The 13,313-nt window shown below is 58.0% G+C and carries 17 protein-coding genes, 1 tRNA gene and 1 pseudogene; 4 read left to right on the top strand and 15 right to left on the bottom strand.

Annotated elements, in window-relative coordinates:
• Positions 1-39: 39 nt before the first annotated feature.
• The 7 genes from FQ668_RS19105 to FQ668_RS19070 all read right to left on the bottom strand — a co-directional run bounded on the left by FQ668_RS19105 (position 40) and on the right by FQ668_RS19070 (position 4,729).
• The gene (locus tag FQ668_RS19105) at positions 40-1,041 is read right to left on the bottom strand and encodes a glycosyl transferase family protein (protein ID WP_019438224.1); all 1,002 of its coding nucleotides are present in this window, start codon (positions 1,039-1,041) and stop codon (positions 40-42) included.
• Positions 1,038-1,373 (bottom strand): TusE/DsrC/DsvC family sulfur relay protein, encoded by a 336-nt coding sequence (locus FQ668_RS19100; RefSeq protein ID WP_010954804.1) that lies wholly within the window; start codon positions 1,371-1,373, stop codon positions 1,038-1,040. The genes FQ668_RS19105 and FQ668_RS19100 overlap by 4 nt, the downstream gene beginning before the upstream one ends.
• Positions 1,370-1,666 (bottom strand): sulfurtransferase complex subunit TusB, encoded by a 297-nt coding sequence (gene tusB, locus FQ668_RS19095; protein WP_014590381.1) that lies wholly within the window; start codon positions 1,664-1,666, stop codon positions 1,370-1,372. The genes FQ668_RS19100 and tusB overlap by 4 nt, the downstream gene beginning before the upstream one ends.
• Positions 1,666-2,025 (bottom strand): sulfurtransferase complex subunit TusC, encoded by a 360-nt coding sequence (gene tusC, locus FQ668_RS19090; RefSeq protein WP_014590382.1) that lies wholly within the window; start codon positions 2,023-2,025, stop codon positions 1,666-1,668. The genes tusB and tusC overlap by 1 nt, the downstream gene beginning before the upstream one ends.
• A 1-nt stretch (position 2,026) precedes the next feature.
• The gene (gene tusD, locus FQ668_RS19085) at positions 2,027-2,419 is read right to left on the bottom strand and encodes a sulfurtransferase complex subunit TusD (RefSeq protein ID WP_019438225.1); all 393 of its coding nucleotides are present in this window, start codon (positions 2,417-2,419) and stop codon (positions 2,027-2,029) included.
• A gap of 95 nt (positions 2,420-2,514) precedes the next feature.
• Positions 2,515-3,894, bottom strand: coding sequence for a nucleobase:cation symporter-2 family protein (locus FQ668_RS19080; RefSeq protein WP_019438226.1), 1,380 nt, complete (start codon positions 3,892-3,894; stop codon positions 2,515-2,517).
• Between the two features lie 163 nt (positions 3,895-4,057).
• The gene (locus tag FQ668_RS19070) at positions 4,058-4,729 is read right to left on the bottom strand and encodes a Bax inhibitor-1/YccA family protein (RefSeq protein ID WP_014590385.1); all 672 of its coding nucleotides are present in this window, start codon (positions 4,727-4,729) and stop codon (positions 4,058-4,060) included.
• A gap of 133 nt (positions 4,730-4,862) precedes the next feature.
• Here FQ668_RS19070 and FQ668_RS19065 point away from each other — a divergent pair.
• A tRNA-Ser gene (locus tag FQ668_RS19065) sits at positions 4,863-4,950 on the top strand.
• Positions 4,951-5,549: 599 nt separating this feature from the next.
• On the opposite strand, the gene FQ668_RS29055 is transcribed toward FQ668_RS19065, so the two are convergent.
• Positions 5,550-5,807 (bottom strand): hypothetical protein, encoded by a 258-nt coding sequence (locus FQ668_RS29055; protein ID WP_076402832.1) that lies wholly within the window; start codon positions 5,805-5,807, stop codon positions 5,550-5,552.
• 76 nt (positions 5,808-5,883) lie between these two features.
• Positions 5,884-6,348: a hemerythrin domain-containing protein gene (locus tag FQ668_RS19050; protein WP_014590387.1), complete on the bottom strand. Its 465-nt coding sequence runs from the start codon at positions 6,346-6,348 to the stop codon at positions 5,884-5,886.
• A 311-nt stretch (positions 6,349-6,659) separates the two neighbouring features.
• Between FQ668_RS19050 and FQ668_RS29185 the strand changes: the two are divergent.
• Positions 6,660-6,848, top strand: a pseudogene (locus tag FQ668_RS29185) (DUF6555 family protein); the annotation flags it as partial.
• 246 nt (positions 6,849-7,094) lie between these two features.
• On the opposite strand, the gene FQ668_RS19040 reads toward FQ668_RS29185, so the two are convergent.
• The 4 genes from FQ668_RS19040 to FQ668_RS19025 form a co-directional block, all read right to left on the bottom strand.
• Positions 7,095-8,420: an SDR family oxidoreductase gene (locus FQ668_RS19040; RefSeq protein WP_019438229.1), complete on the bottom strand. Its 1,326-nt coding sequence runs from the start codon at positions 8,418-8,420 to the stop codon at positions 7,095-7,097.
• A 32-nt stretch (positions 8,421-8,452) separates the two neighbouring features.
• Positions 8,453-8,686, bottom strand: a complete 234-nt coding sequence (locus FQ668_RS19035) for a PLD nuclease N-terminal domain-containing protein (protein WP_010954786.1) — start codon at positions 8,684-8,686, stop codon at positions 8,453-8,455.
• A gap of 13 nt (positions 8,687-8,699) precedes the next feature.
• Positions 8,700-9,902, bottom strand: coding sequence for a zinc-dependent alcohol dehydrogenase (locus tag FQ668_RS19030; RefSeq protein ID WP_019438230.1), 1,203 nt, complete (start codon positions 9,900-9,902; stop codon positions 8,700-8,702).
• A 149-nt stretch (positions 9,903-10,051) separates the two neighbouring features.
• The gene (locus tag FQ668_RS19025; protein ID WP_019438231.1) at positions 10,052-10,414 is read right to left on the bottom strand and encodes a response regulator; all 363 of its coding nucleotides are present in this window, start codon (positions 10,412-10,414) and stop codon (positions 10,052-10,054) included.
• Between the two features lie 147 nt (positions 10,415-10,561).
• Here FQ668_RS19025 and FQ668_RS19020 point away from each other — a divergent pair, with 147 nt between their 5' ends.
• On the top strand, positions 10,562-11,680 hold the full coding sequence (locus FQ668_RS19020; protein ID WP_019438232.1) for a sensor histidine kinase: 1,119 nt from the start codon (positions 10,562-10,564) through the stop codon (positions 11,678-11,680).
• 5 nt (positions 11,681-11,685) lie between these two features.
• Here FQ668_RS19020 and FQ668_RS19015 read toward each other — a convergent pair whose 3' ends face one another.
• Positions 11,686-12,087: an NUDIX domain-containing protein gene (locus FQ668_RS19015; protein WP_019438233.1), complete on the bottom strand. Its 402-nt coding sequence runs from the start codon at positions 12,085-12,087 to the stop codon at positions 11,686-11,688.
• 297 nt (positions 12,088-12,384) lie between these two features.
• On the opposite strand from FQ668_RS19015, the gene FQ668_RS19010 reads away from it, so the two are divergent.
• Positions 12,385-12,657 (top strand): PepSY domain-containing protein, encoded by a 273-nt coding sequence (locus FQ668_RS19010; RefSeq protein WP_012051849.1) that lies wholly within the window; start codon positions 12,385-12,387, stop codon positions 12,655-12,657.
• A 169-nt stretch (positions 12,658-12,826) separates the two neighbouring features.
• Here FQ668_RS19010 and FQ668_RS19005 read toward each other — a convergent pair whose 3' ends face one another.
• Complete coding sequence (locus tag FQ668_RS19005) at positions 12,827-13,153, bottom strand: general stress protein (protein WP_019438234.1); 327 nt, start codon at positions 13,151-13,153, stop codon at positions 12,827-12,829.
• Between the last annotated feature and the right edge of the window lie 160 nt (positions 13,154-13,313).

The raw sequence follows: 13,313 nt of genomic DNA, 5'->3' as shown, positions 1-13,313 counted from the left end.
TTCGAAGAAATAGCGCAAAGATCGGGGTTTTATTATCGGCTAAATCGATCTATTTCGAGTGTCCCAATAGCCTTGCGCTGTTACGAAGGCCTGCTCGCGGTGCTGTCCCAAGCCACGCAGGACCAGCGCCATGGTCGCAATCAGGGCCTTTTCGCCATAACTGTCTTCCACTTCGCCACGCCAGAACGCCAGCAAGTGCTCTGCCTGCAGGCTGGGCGGCTTGACATGGCGGCGTTCGCTCAGCGCTGGCCACTCTTCATCCCACGCCTCACCTGCCGTGGTGCCGTAGAGATGGCTGATGACATCGGGATTGACCTCGATTTCGCCGCCATCACCCTTGATCACCACGGCATGGTCGCCCAGCAAGCGGCTGGCTTCGCGGTGCACTGCCTGGTAACCGGGGTGAAAGATGCTCTGCAATCCACAGCGAGCGCCCAGCGGATTGAGCACCCGAGCCAGCGAGTGGATGGGCGAGCGCAGGCCCAGTGTATTGCGCAGGTCGATCATGCGTTGCAGCTGCGGCGCCCAGTCGTGCAGCGGGAAGAATGCCAGCTGGTGTTGGTCCAGCGCGTTGCTGACGGCGGCCCAGTCGCGGCACAGCGGAATCTGCAGCAGGTCGAGCAGTTGCTCTGTGTACATACGCCCGGCAGTGTGTGCGCCACCGCCGTGCATCAGGATGCGAACGCCATTGCTGGCCAGGCACTTGGCGGCCAGCAGGTACCAGGGCAGGTGACGCTTCTTGCCGGCGTACGTGGGCCAGTCCAGGTCAACGGCGATGCGCGGCGCCTGCAGGTGGGCGCGCAAGGCCTCGGTGAAGCCAGCCAGCTCTTCGGCGCTTTCTTCCTTGTGCCGCAGCAGCATGAGGAAGGCACCGAGCTGGGTGTCTTCAACCTTGCCTTCCAGCAGCAGGGTCATGGCTGCACGGGCCTCCTCGCGGGTCAGGCCACGCGCGCCGCGCTTGCCTTTGCCGAGAATGCGCACGAATTCGGCGAACGGGTGTTCGGCGGGGGTTTCCAGAGTGAGCGGACGAGGTTCGGTCATATACAGTTGGTCGGCTTGGGCAGGCCCGCCAGCTTGGCGGCGAGTTTGGCGGGGGTGCCGTTGAACAGGCGGTTAAGGTGCGGGCTGTTGCCCTTTTCAGGGCCCAGCTTGAGGGCCGTGTACTTGATCAGCGGGCGGGTGGCCGGAGACAGCTGGTATTCCTGATAGAACTGACGGAGCAGTTCGAGGATTTCCCAGTGGTCCGCCGTCAACGGGATACCCTCGCGCTTGGCCAAAGCCTCGGCGGCGTCGTGGGACCAATCTTGCAGGTCGACCAGGAAGCCATCCTTGTCCAGGGCGATCACCTGATCGCCAACGGTGAGCGTATTCATAGCCAGCTGTTGACCTTGTCGTATTGCAGCGACAGTTCGACGAACTCGGCGTAGTCCACTGCCTTTGCCAGGTCGTTGCCGACCGCGCGGGCGTGTACATCCTCGTCCAGGGCGAACAGGCGCTGGGCCAGGCCGGCGGCTTGCAGATGGCCATGCGGCTCGCTGCCGCTGCGCAGGGCATACACGGCATCGCCGCACAGCAACAGGGCATCTTCGGCACCGAGCAGGCGCAGGCAACTGGCCAGGCGCTCGTCGCCAAACGGGGAATGGGCAATTACATGCAGGGTCTTCATCAGAGCGTTATCACCTGGTCGAAACGGGCTATCAGCGCGGCCAGCGATGCGTCATCGAGCACTTGCACCGGCAGCGCCAGGGTATGGGCTGCCAGGCCACGACGGGCCAGGCTGTGGTTGCAGGCGAACAGTTCTTCGACACCGAACATCGGCAACGCCTGCAGGTTGGCGGCCAGGTTCTTCTGTTGCACGGCGGCGGGTTGCTGGTCCGGCGCGAGCTGGAACACACCATCGTCGAGGAACAGCATGCCCAACGGCAGGTCGAACGCGCCGCCGGCCAGGGCGATGTCCAGCGCCTCGCGGGCAGAGGGGCCATTCCACGGTGCCTGACGGCTGATGATCAACAAAGACTTGGCCATATCAGTCGCCTCCGAAGCAGACAAGGCGGTCGGCCACTTGCGCGGCCTCGTGCAGCTGGCCCAGCCCCGACAGTTCCCAGGGCTTGGGCAGGTTCACGGCCGGGCGCTGGTAACGGTTGGCCTCGGCTTCGTCGAGCACGCCACGGCGCAGGGCGGCGGCGATACACACCACGGCGTCCAGCTGGTGGGTCTGTATGAACGTGTGCCACTGGTCAGCCACGTCCAGTTCGTCCTGGGGTGCGACGACGTTGGCCGAGGCACTATGTACCCCGTCCTGATAGAAGAACAGTCGGGCAATCTCATGCCCGCCGGCCAGCACCGCTTCGGCGAAGCGCAGGGCGCGTCGCGAAGAGGGCGCATGGGCCGGTGAGAACACCGCGATAGCGAATTTCATGGCTAACTCATGCAAAGGAATGGTGCCATGATAAAGCAAAAAAGCCCGCGCCCGCTTGTGCAAGCGGGCGGGGGCTTTTCATTCAAACGCCAGGTTCAAGCCTGCTCCTTGCCCTCTGGCAAGAACCAGTTCAGCACCAGCGCACAAATCCCCCCGGTAGCCACACCCGACTCCAGCACATTGCGAATCGCCGCCGGCATGTGCGCCAGGAACTCCGGCACCTGCGCCACACCCAGCCCCAGTGCCAACGACACGGCAATAATCAGCAGCGCCCGACGGTCCAGCCGGGTACTGGCCAGAATATTGATCCCTGAAGCCGCAACCGCGCCAAACATGACCATCGCCGCGCCGCCCAGCACCGGCTCCGGCACGGCCTGAATCACCCCGGCAACACTCGGGAACAGCCCCAGCAACACCAGCATCACGGCAATCCACATACCGATATGACGGCTAGCGATACCGGTCAGCTGAATCACCCCGTTGTTCTGGGCAAAAATCGAGCTAGGGAAGGTGTTGAACAGACCGGCCAGCAGCGAGTTGGCGCCGTTGACCAGCACGCCCCCCTTGATCCGCTGCATCCACACCGGCCCTTCGACCGGCTGGCGCGACACCTTGCTGGTGGCGGTAACGTCACCGATGGCTTCCAGCGAAGTGACAAGGTAGATCACCAGCATCGGAATGAACAGTGCCCACGAGAAGCCCAGGCCAAAGTGCAGCGGTGTCGGCACCTGGAACAGCGCGGCCTCGTGCATGCCGGTAAAGTCCAGGCGGCCCAGGTATCCGGCCAGCGCGTAGCCGACCACCAGGGCGATGACGATGGCGCAGCTGCGCATCCACACCACCGGGATACGGTTGAGAACGACGATGATCGCCAGTACCACGCCCGACATCAGCAGGTTTTCGCCATTGGCAAAGGTGCCATTGGCCATGGCCCCAAAACCACCGCCCATGCTGATCAGGCCGACCTTGATCAGTGTCAGGCCGATCATCAACACCACGATGCCAGTCACCAGCGGGGTGATCAGGCGTTTGACGAAGGGCAGGATGCGCGACACGCCCATCTCGACGAACGAGCCTGCGATTACTACGCCAAAAATGGCTGCCATTATGCCCTCAACCGGCGTGCCTTGCTTGACCATCAGCGCACCGCCGGCAATCAGCGGGCCGACGAAGTTGAAGCTGGTGCCCTGAACGATCAGCAGCCCCGCGCCAAATGGGCCGAAGCGTTTGCACTGGACGAAGGTGGCGATACCCGAGATCACCAGCGACATCGAAACGATCAAATTGGTATCACGTGCAGATACACCCAACGCCTGGCAGATCAGCAGGCCAGGAGTGACGATCGGTACGATGATCGCCAGCAGGTGCTGCAGGGCTGCCAGCAGGCCGATCAACAGCCGTGGCTTGTCCTCCAGACCAAGCACCAGTTCATTGGCAGGCGCCGCTGCGCCTGGGCTGTGTTCGTGTGAGCTCATTGCTGAAAGCCGCCCCGGAAGAAAAAAGGAGCGCATTCTACGGGGTGATGGCGGATAGCGGTAGAGAAAACGGGATGACGGCACGAGCATCTTGCAGCTCAACCCATTTCCAACGCCCACAAAAAAGCCCGCCGAAGCGGGCTTCTTGCGGTACAGCAATCAATCAGTCATCACGACTCATGATGCCAAACAACTGCAGCAGGCTGACAAAGAGGTTGTAGATCGACACATACAGGCTGATGGTCGCCATGATGTAGTTACGCTCACCACCGTGAATGATCGCGCTGGTCTGGAACAGGATGCAGACCGACGAGAACAGCACGAAGCCAGCGCTGATTGCCAGTTGCAGGCCGCTGATCTGGAAGAAGAAGCTGGCAACGACAGCACCCAGCAAAACGAAGAAGCCAGCAGTGATGAAGCCGCTCAGGAAGCTCATGTCCTTGCGGGTGATCAGCACGTAGGCCGACAGACCACCAAACACCAGCGCAGTCATGGCAAACGCGGAACTCACTACCTCGGCGCCACCGGCCATGCCCAGGTAACGGTTGAGGATCGGGCCGAGGATGAAGCCCATGAAACCGGTGAGCGCGAAGGTGGACACCAGGCCCCAGGCCGAATCACGCAGTTTGTTGGTAAGGAAGAACAGCCCGTAGAAGCCGATCAGCACCACGAACACGTTCGGGTAGCCGACGCGCATCTGCTGGGCAACGAAAGCCATGACACCGCTGAAGGCAAGAGTAAGCGCCAGCAGGCTGTACGTGTTGCGCAGGACCTTGCTGATCTCCTGCTGCTCGACCTGCTGGCCGTGGTGGACGGCATAATCCTGTTCGCGCATGGCGACACTCCTTGGTAAACCTGTGGTTTCGGACGTTCAGATGCTAGGAGTCTATCAGAGCTCCTGCAACCCGCGACACAGAGAGTTTGACAGCGTGTTTCATTAAGGTATTATGGCGGCCGCAAAACGAGCTGGAAGCGTGGCCGAGTGGTTTAAGGCAACGGTCTTGAAAACCGTCGATGGGCAACTATCCTAGAGTTCGAATCTCTACGCTTCCGCCATACAAGTGCTTGATTTCATTGATGTTCGCCGCCGCTTGACCCTCAAATGGGAGCGTTTTGGGAACACTTTGGGAATGACAGGCAGAAGAAAGGGGCCCTTGCGGCCCCTTTTTTTCGCGTTCAGGTCAACCTGAGCGCCTGATTCAACAACCCCACTGCATCCGGGCCGTCCTCGCTGATCCACTTCGCGTAGTGCTTGAAGATCATCGCTGTCAACGTGTACCCCATCTGATCCGCAATCCACTCGGAGCGGTTGCTACAGTCACTTAGCGTTTTGATGATCCGCAAGTCGTCCCAGGATAGTGGCTGACAGCTTCGCCGACATCCCACTTCGGGCCGTTGGCATTCGCAGGGATGGACTGGGCACTTCCAGGTGACGGCTTCACGACAATCATTCCATGTGGGGAGGGCTGATGATACGAGAAGGAGCTTGGCCAACCAAGGTGGGGTTAGAAGGCTTGCCCGGTTTATGGGTAGAAGAATGCCTGCTGCTAGGCGGGCACGCACTATCACGCAGGGATAGCGGTCTCTAATATCCCGCGAAAATTAAGCGAAAGAAACGTCCTCACAGCGTTGAGGGATGGTCGAAGGCGGCGTGCTTAGCTGTTTGACCCACATGTTTGCCGATGAGTGTTCTTCCGCCAACCCCGTAAATTCATGCCGAAGAGACAGATTTGGAGGATGATCAACGCCCACGCTTCTGATTGCCAGCCCCACACAGCCCACAACACATTGCTGGCAATGAAGCAGCAGAAGCCTAACTTCCTTCTCCCGGGGCGGCGGGAACCAATGCACCATGCTGCCAGCACGGTCATGGCCATGGCAGGCCATTCGAGTAACTCGATCCAATGATTCATGAAGCTTTACCCGACTGCTTGTTCGACATCTGCGGCGGATCCCTGCCAGCCGTGGCACTGGCAGGGAATGGCCTTATCAGGCGGCCCGCTGCTCGCCCTTGAGCATCTTTTTCTGGGCTTCCATGGTTTGCCCAAGTTGTTCCAGCACGTCCTTGCCAAGAAGCTTTTTGGCCGTCGGGAAGAGTTCGCCTTCTTCTTCCTCGATGTGGTGCTCCAGCAGCTCTTTCATGACTTTGACCCGACCGGCAAACTCAACGGAGCCGGTTTCTGTGTGTAGGAGGTCAGGGATGACGAGGGCGTCGACAGTGCGATGCTCTTCCTTGGCCTCGTAGTACATTTTCGCCTCTTCCTTGCCGCCGGCTTTTTTAATAGCCGGATACAGGATTTCCTCCTCAAGCGCTGTGTGGATCTGTAATTCTTGCTCGATTTTTTGCAGTAGCTCGGCCCGTTTTTTCACGGCTCGTTCTGTTGTGGCCGACAGTTCCTCGAGCAGCTTCTTCACCAGCTTGTGGTCTTGGATCAGTAAGTCGATAGCGTTCATGGCGTTACCTCATCACGGATTGGGTTTACGAAGTTTGCTTGTGGTTGAGTCGCAGCCAAGCGGCAGGGTTCAACTCTCTCGATGGCTGACACCTTCGAGCGGTGTAGCGACCATTGCGCCCCTTAAAGAGATAAGCTGTGTCGCGAGTCTGCCAATGAAAAGCAGCGCGCTCGCCTCGCAGCCGTCGCTGGTGATAGGCACACAAGAAGAACGGCGACCGGCATTCTGGAAAGACCCTGCCAGTTGCCGTTCCGATGGAATTTTTTGTGGCCCCTTTGCTCAATAGCGCATGAACTAGGGAGGGAATTCTGGTGGTGGGACAGCACCTGTATGTCACTGAGTATGAGCTTCACGGTGAGCCTCGGACATTTATCATTCGTCTGGAGAAAATGAGTAATGCCGTCGCATGGCACTGCGCCAGCTGTGATGCCGGCATTGGTATCATCCCAAGATTCAGTCAGCAGAAGATCAAGCTGGTCAGTCGGCCGATGGCTGAGCGTTAAGGCGTCGCCAAGGTGAGGTGGCGGCTGGCTGGCGAGGGCCCCGAGTTCGTTCCGCAGCCTATCGATGTCAACAAATTCTGCGGGGCTCCCGAAGGTGCCTGAAGACCGACATCCGATCAACTTGCCTGGAGGTGTTGCCATGCAGCCGACAACTGAAGGTGCCGAAGAAAAAGGGCCAAGCGATGTAGGCATGGACGTAGTCTTGCGAAAAGCTCCGTCCATACCCCGATAGATGTTGCCTTTCTAGTTTTTCCTGCGTCGGGAACAGGCGATTGTTAACCCTGCGATGATCCCAAGCGCCGCGGCGCCTATTAGCAGGGGCGTTTTAGCTTTAGGTTTCCTCCACCCTCCGTCGATACTCCTTCTGTCACTTGGAGGCTCAAACAGGTTGCCTGATGAGGTTTCGGCTATGGGACTGCGATTTATCCCCCACCGCGTTACCCATCCAGACAACAAAGCTATTCCTGGTACTAGGTAGCTGGCCAAGTGTGCGAGGCGAGCAGCAGTCCCGACCGTTGTGTGAGCTCGAGGTGAAATTGCACAGGCTACCATTGCCTTGGCTACCCGTTCGGGATCGTAGATGGGGCTTGGCGGTGTCAGCGCATGCCCGGTGTAGTTGCCGCCGTCTCGGAAGCCGGGTGTGTCCATGACTGCTGGATAAATGTCGCACACATGGATGTTTGGAAACTTGGTCAGCTCCCCTCGCAGCGCCTCGGTCAGTCCACGCAAACCGAACTTGCTCGCCGAATAAGCCGCTGCATAGGGCTGGGCTACCCAGCTGCCCAGCGACAGTGTGTTGATCAAAATGCCGCTACCTTGCGCTTTGAAGAAGGGAAGGGCGACGTAGGCGCCTCGCAGGTAGCCAATCAGATCGGTCTGGATAACCTGTTCGTGAGCTTCCAGCGGGGTAGCCTCGAAGCTTCCGACCGCCCCAACCCCGGCGTTGTTGACCCAGATATCGATCTGTCCATGGCCAAACGCTGAGGCCTGGGCGGCCAGCGCTTGAACCTGGTCGCTGTGGGTGACGTCGGTGGTGATCGCTATGGCATCCGTACCACAATCGGTGCATTCATCCAGGACGTCAAATAATGCTTCTTCATCGCGGGCTGCGAGCACCAAGCGTGCGCCTTTGCAGGCAAAGGCGTGTGCGGCGGCGCGGCCTATGCCGCTGGATGCCCCTGTGATTACCACGACTTTGCCACGCAGCGGCCCCCTGACGGGATATCCACTACGGGGAGCTTCTTGCTCTGTGCCGCTGCTACGGTGTTCGAAGGGTGCGATGATTTCGTCGGCTTCAACCAGAGAGAGCTCAAGGGCGGTGCCATCGACCAGGGTCAAGGTCAGCCCTTCGACCGTACCTGCCTCTTTGTTTGGAAACACGGGTTCACCTTCAGCATCCAGGCTGTCGTATATGAAGCGTGTACCTTCGAGCCATCCCACGGCGGTGAGAAGCTCGGGGCCTAGATAATATTTCCCGTCTTGAAAGAAGCCTGGAAACTGATGCGCTCGCTCCACGTTTTCAACCCGGTAGCGCTCACCTGATTTCATACCTGTCGCTTGATCGACCATTATGCAAACCTCTATAGGTTGGGCCTGGAATATCAGCCTTTGCTGTGCTCGTCTGAAGTGGGCCCAGTGCCTCGCTTGATGCCTCGCGGGCCAGCAACGCCCCATATCCCCAGGCCAACAAGCGGTAGGGCCACGATCAGGAGAGCCCAGGCCGCTTTCACCGCATCTGTCTTGTCGCTCCGGAACACGCTGACGATGGCCCACAGGTCGATGAGCAGAAGAATTGCCGCAACGGCAATCCAGAAGTAACTGGCGAGACCGTTCATGATCACTCCTCCTCTAGAGGTGGTCAGGGCCCAAGGTGCCCGGTGCAGCACCTGGCACGAGGATGACCTTGCGACAGTTATCCTGCTTTTGATCGAACATTTTGTAGCCCATGGCCGCCTCTTCTAGGGCTAAGCGGTGAGTAACGATCAGTTCCGGTTGCAGGCGTCTTGCTTCAATGTGCTCCAGCAGTTCGGGAAGGTATTTTTGAACATGGGTCTGACCCATTTTGAAGGTCAGGCCTTTGTCGAAGGCATCACCGAACATGAAGCCGTGAATGAACCCCGCATAGACGCCGGGCACGCTGACTATGCCGCCACGTCGCACAGCCGCGATGCTCTGGCGCAGGGCCTTGCCGCTGCTACCTTCCAGTTTCAAGGCCGTCATCACGGTTTCCGTGGTGCTGCCTTTGGCTTCAAACCCGACGGCATCGATGACCGCGTCCACGCCACGCGTACCCGGTGTCTGGCGAATGATGCTGTCGGCAGGATCATCATCCTTTTCGAAGTTGATCGGGATGACGCCATAGGCTTGCTGGGCATAGGCTAGCCGGTAGTCGTTGTCATCCACCATAAAGACGATGTGAGCGCCCAGCATCCGTGCGCAGGCCGCACTCAACAGCCCCACTGGCCCCGCGCCATAGATCGCTACCGATGAGCCTTCGCCAATCTCGGCATTGATGACCGCTTGCCAAGCGGTGGGAAGGATGTCGGATAGGAACAGCACTTTGTCATCCGCGAGGGTCGTCGGGACTTTGAATGGCCCGACATTGCCTTTGGGCACCCTAACGTAATCAGCTTGGCCTCCAGGGATCCCTCCATACAGATGGCTGTATCCGAACAGCGCTGCGCCTGGTGGTATGCCCTTTTTGTTGATGATCGATCCGCGCCCGCTATTGGTGGTTTCACAGGCAGCGAAGAGATCATGCTGGCAGAAAAAGCAACTTCCACAAGCGATGACAAAAGGAATCACCACTCGGTCGCCAACCTGCAGGGTCGTCACGTCCCTGCCAACGTCCTCCACGATGCCCATGAATTCGTGGCCGAAGATGTCGCCTTGCTCTGTTTCCGGGATCTTGCCTCGATAGAGGTGGAGGTCGGATCCGCAGATGGCGGTGGCCGTCACCCTTAGGATGATGTCGTCTGCGTCTTGGAGGATGGGGTCTGGGACAGTATCGACCCGCACATCGTTAGCACCGTGGTAGGAGACTGCTCTCATAGTCTTGCTCCTGCAAAAAAAACGTGGGGTATGCAGGGGAAGTCTTTTGGGCTGGCAAAGTTCAGAGCAAACGCTTCAGTGGTGGGGGTAAGCAGTTTTGATTGACGCTAGGTCACGAGTTGGCGCCAGATGGCGACATGTACTGATCCTTACCGGGTGGGAAGCAGCTCTAGCATGGCACGGCTGAGCGTGTCCAAGGTGCAGGGCTTTTTAATGAAGCGCGCATTGGCAGGTAGGGAGCTGGGCGAGAAGACGACATGCCCTGAGACGATGATCACTGGCAACTCAGGATGCCCCCACCAGATGGCTTTGGCTAATTCGAGACCATCGATGTGCCCGGGCATCTGTATATCGGTAATGACTAGGGAAAGGTTTGGAATTTTGTCCAAGATAGCCAAGGCATCGTCCGCATTGGCGCAATCGGTGACGGCGTGACCGAGGTGCGTGACGGCCTCGGTCATCAGCCACCGAAGAACCTCATCGTTCTCTACTACCAACACCTGGTGTCGCATGGTTAGCCTCTCGCCCTACCTCTACAGACCTGGCATATAACAACTCGTTCCAAAGCGCTGACAGAGGATGACGAAGTGGTTTCTTTGCCCTGATGACTCAATGGGCTAGGCTGAACGCTTGGTACGTGTGGATGGTGGGAAACCGTAATGCGCCTGTACGACTTCATTGAGAGTGATATGGGAAGCATTCTCCAGGCTTGGGAGGATTTCGCACGTTCGGTCAAGACGGACTTACCCACTCAGGATTCAGCCGGCCTCAGGAATCACTCTGAGAAGATTCTGCGCACCGTTGCCGCTGATATGCGTACTGCTCAGACTGCGCATCAGCAGCCTGAAAAGGCGCAAGGTAGAGGCCCTCTAATGAGCAGCGATACGGCGGCTCAGACCCATGCCATTACTCGTTTGATAGCGGGATTTTCGATGGATCAATTGGTCTCTGAGTACCGAGCGTTGCGCTCCAGTGTTCTATCGCTCTGGCTGGCAAAAGAGACGCTTCGAGACGCAGAGCATGTTCAAGACATGATCCGCTTCAACGAGGCAGTAGACCAAGCCATGGTTGAATCCATTGCAGCCTATGGCGCAGCAGTGGAATCAACTCGAAAAATGGTACTGGCTGTGCTTGGCCATGATCTGCGTTCGCCATTGGGTGCGGTACTCATGGCTGGTGATCTAATCCTGCGACAGGATGAGTCAGGTGAGAAGGTAAAACTGCTCGCCACTCAGGTTTGTAACAGCGCTCGCCGGGCCAACAATATGGTGAACGACCTTCTGGATCTGGCGCGCTGTAATTTGGGAACAGGTATCCCGGTGCACCTGCAGCAGGTGGAGCTGAACCCGATCTGTCGCTCGGTCATCGAGGAACTGCGCGCGGGTTCCCCTGGGGCGAACATTATTTTGAACGAATCCGTACAGATCACCGGTCAGTTTGATCCTGACCGCATGGCTCAGGTCTTCTCTAACTTGATTGGCAATGCCCTACGCCATGGTGACTCGACGCTACCGATCCAGGTCACCTTCTTCAACGAAGCCGGAGTTCCGTCCTTCAGCGTGCACAATTCCGGAGAGCCGATTCCCAGGGATGTGATGCCTTATCTGTTCAAGCCAGAGGGGAGATATTCAAGCTATGCGGCAGAAGAAAAGGGCTCAGCCGCTGGGTTAGGTTTGGGGCTATTCATCGCATCGGAAATAGTCGCCAGCCATGGTGGCAGGATAGAGGTCGAGTCTGGCGTTGAAGGGGGGACGACCTTCCAGGTCATTCTGTCCTGATGCCTTCAGTCCGACTGGAAGCGCCTACCGTTGACAGCTAGGAAGCCTTCTCGCCTCAGCAATTCGGTGTTTGTAGGTTTGACCGTAACCTGCTCGAGTTCGGGAGCTGAGAACCAGCGACACTCCACGATCTCGTGTGAGGGGTGCGGCTGTACTGACGTTGGCACGTTCATGCGATAGAGCCAGTGCTCTTCCGATTGGAGTACGCTGTGTCCGAGGAACTGAGCATCCGTCAGTTGCATGCCGGTTTCTTCACAGAGCTCTCGACGGGCTGCTTCTAGCTGGGTCTCTCCAGGATCGATTTTTCCGCCTGGCAGTGACCACTCGGAAGCTTCTTTGCGCACCAGCAAGACTTTGTCGGCTTGCAGGCAAATGACAGTGGAGTGCAGTTCTTTCGATTGGCTCATGACGGTTCCTCCGGTATGAACGGAAGGCCATACCTACATCTGGAAGTTCACTCCGCTCGGTGAATGGCCTGTCGGGTCGTTTCACCATCCTCTCAGCATGATTCCAACCGCTTCCATCCATCGGAACCTTGGGTGGAATTTCAACCATGCTGAAACCACAGTCGCTGCCTTGCTGTTACGAGGTCTGCCGGAGCTCCATGAAAAGACCTCAGTTTCGGTGTCGACCCGCACTCAAACTGAACGGCGAGATCAGCGTGAGGGTCGGAACGATAACTGTCACGAAAAAGGATGTTAACGATGAAAGCGATGACTCGACTGTTCACTGGCTTCGCCATGGTCGCCGCAATGGCAAGCACTGCAGCATGGGCGGATCAGCCTGGAGCAGATTGGAAAGTAACCAAGGATCAGGCCGAAGCTACCTTAAAAGGCGCCGGCTACACGCAGATCACCAAGATCGAGGCCGATGATGGTCATTGGGAGGGGGAAGGAATGAAAGCTGACGGCAAGCAGTATGAGTTCCAGGTCGATCCGCACGACGGCAAGATCATCAAGGACGAGCTGGATAACTAATCAGGGCGGTTGTTGCTCTATGATCGGCCCGCGCTTTGTGTGCGGGCTTTTTTCGCCTATCAATTGGGAAAACTGTACTGTTTCCTTAGCCGGTCATTCCGTCATTCCTTGAATGGTGGCTTCGAAGATATTGGGGAAGCCAGGGTTATCCCTCTCCCTGGCTATTTGCTCAGCGGTTGTCTTCCGTCATTCCGCTGTCTTCGTCCTGAATCGCTTGCGACTCATCGTCCATACTTTCCTCCCGGTCAGATTTAATGCCGGTGGAATTGCCTCCTTGGCCACCCCGTTGGGTTGCACCACCGGCACGCTGAGGATCATCTTCCTGAAGGTTACTGCCGCGGCCATGCCCAGTTTGCTGACCCTCAGGTCTCCCTCCGGACATTTGACCACCTTTCTGGCCGGCTTCAGACGCCCGTTGTGGATCATTGGCAAAATTGCCAGGGTTGTTTTGAGCGGTGCCGCCTTGCTGACCAGCCTTGTCTTGATCGTTAGCCATGATCTCGCACCTCGTGTGTTCACACAGAGAGCCTGTGTTTTCTTCGGATGCCGGGAGAGTGCGGGATGCTCCCTTTACTTTCGTGCTAGCTGACCGGGGGCGCGAAAGATCGTAAAGCGCAACGTATCGTGTGATAAAGATCGTTGCAATGGTATAGGTA

This window comes from Pseudomonas sp. Kh14 (assembly GCF_900291005.1).
GTDB lineage: Bacteria > Pseudomonadota > Gammaproteobacteria > Pseudomonadales > Pseudomonadaceae > Aquipseudomonas > Aquipseudomonas alloputida.
This window is presented reverse-complemented; position numbering and strand designations above follow the sequence as displayed.

Coding starts and splice junctions, on each gene's coding strand:
- FQ668_RS19105 (WP_019438224.1), bottom strand. CDS start 1,041: ATGACCGAACCTCGTCCGCTCACTCTGGAAACCCCCGCCGAACACCCG.
- FQ668_RS19100 (WP_010954804.1), bottom strand. CDS start 1,373: ATGAATACGCTCACCGTTGGCGATCAGGTGATCGCCCTGGACAAGGAT.
- tusB (WP_014590381.1), bottom strand. CDS start 1,666: ATGAAGACCCTGCATGTAATTGCCCATTCCCCGTTTGGCGACGAGCGC.
- tusC (WP_014590382.1), bottom strand. CDS start 2,025: ATGGCCAAGTCTTTGTTGATCATCAGCCGTCAGGCACCGTGGAATGGC.
- tusD (WP_019438225.1), bottom strand. CDS start 2,419: ATGAAATTCGCTATCGCGGTGTTCTCACCGGCCCATGCGCCCTCTTCG.
- FQ668_RS19080 (WP_019438226.1), bottom strand. CDS start 3,894: ATGAGCTCACACGAACACAGCCCAGGCGCAGCGGCGCCTGCCAATGAA.
- FQ668_RS19070 (WP_014590385.1), bottom strand. CDS start 4,729: ATGCGCGAACAGGATTATGCCGTCCACCACGGCCAGCAGGTCGAGCAG.
- FQ668_RS29055 (WP_076402832.1), bottom strand. CDS start 5,807: ATGAATCATTGGATCGAGTTACTCGAATGGCCTGCCATGGCCATGACC.
- FQ668_RS19050 (WP_014590387.1), bottom strand. CDS start 6,348: ATGAACGCTATCGACTTACTGATCCAAGACCACAAGCTGGTGAAGAAG.
- FQ668_RS19040 (WP_019438229.1), bottom strand. CDS start 8,420: ATGGTCGATCAAGCGACAGGTATGAAATCAGGTGAGCGCTACCGGGTT.
- FQ668_RS19035 (WP_010954786.1), bottom strand. CDS start 8,686: ATGAACGGTCTCGCCAGTTACTTCTGGATTGCCGTTGCGGCAATTCTT.
- FQ668_RS19030 (WP_019438230.1), bottom strand. CDS start 9,902: ATGAGAGCAGTCTCCTACCACGGTGCTAACGATGTGCGGGTCGATACT.
- FQ668_RS19025 (WP_019438231.1), bottom strand. CDS start 10,414: ATGCGACACCAGGTGTTGGTAGTAGAGAACGATGAGGTTCTTCGGTGG.
- FQ668_RS19020 (WP_019438232.1), top strand. CDS start 10,562: ATGCGCCTGTACGACTTCATTGAGAGTGATATGGGAAGCATTCTCCAG.
- FQ668_RS19015 (WP_019438233.1), bottom strand. CDS start 12,087: ATGAGCCAATCGAAAGAACTGCACTCCACTGTCATTTGCCTGCAAGCC.
- FQ668_RS19010 (WP_012051849.1), top strand. CDS start 12,385: ATGAAAGCGATGACTCGACTGTTCACTGGCTTCGCCATGGTCGCCGCA.
- FQ668_RS19005 (WP_019438234.1), bottom strand. CDS start 13,153: ATGGCTAACGATCAAGACAAGGCTGGTCAGCAAGGCGGCACCGCTCAA.